We start from the raw sequence: 604 nt of genomic DNA on the forward strand, positions 1-604 counted from the left end.
TAACGTTTCGCGCATCTTTGCTGTTGCAGAAATCCGGAGATTGTAGTCTCCGTTGGACGCAAAAGTACTTAAAAAGTTGATTGGTTCTTTGACCTGAAAGCAGCAATGGCAAAGATGCGCTGTTGGTGGAAGTGCCAATTGCCCCTTATGGTTTTACGCGAACAATTTTATCATCTTTTAAGACGACAAGCTCGCTATTCAAACGCTTTTTGTAAGTTAAAAGATTTTCATAGACCTTATTCATGCCTTGAATTATCTTTTGTTGATTTTCTGAACGCTCGTATGTTTTCATAGTTCACGCAATTTAGCAAATTTTGATTTCTCTACGATGTGAATTTCTCCTGAATCATTTTTTTCAGCAATCAATTGATAAATTCCATCCGAATTGTCGAAAATCATAGCTTCATCTACAATTGGCAAGTAAATTTCGAATAAATTTCTTTTTCCATTTGTATAACGTCGCATTATTGTCTCCGGATCGATATTGTGTCCGCCTTCTTTCACCCTCAACTTTACACGCTCAATCGCCAATTCAACTTTTCTCAACCAAAAGAAAAGCAGAATCACGTTATAACCATTTTTTTGCGCTTCTAGAATTTTTCCC

Annotated in this window: 1 protein-coding gene and 1 pseudogene; both read right to left on the bottom strand. The window is 36.6% G+C overall.

Going from position 1 to position 604, the window contains the following annotated elements; all coding sequences use genetic code 11:
• Positions 1-145: 145 nt before the first annotated feature.
• Positions 146-292, bottom strand: coding sequence for a hypothetical protein (locus G6047_RS00235; protein WP_169525296.1), 147 nt, complete (start codon positions 290-292; stop codon positions 146-148).
• Positions 289-604 (bottom strand): annotated as a pseudogene (locus G6047_RS00240) (zeta toxin); the annotation flags it as partial. The gene G6047_RS00235 and the pseudogene G6047_RS00240, both read right to left, overlap by 4 nt.

Source organism: Flavobacterium silvaticum (assembly GCF_012911565.1).
Classification (GTDB): Bacteria; Bacteroidota; Bacteroidia; order Flavobacteriales; family Flavobacteriaceae; genus Flavobacterium; species Flavobacterium silvaticum.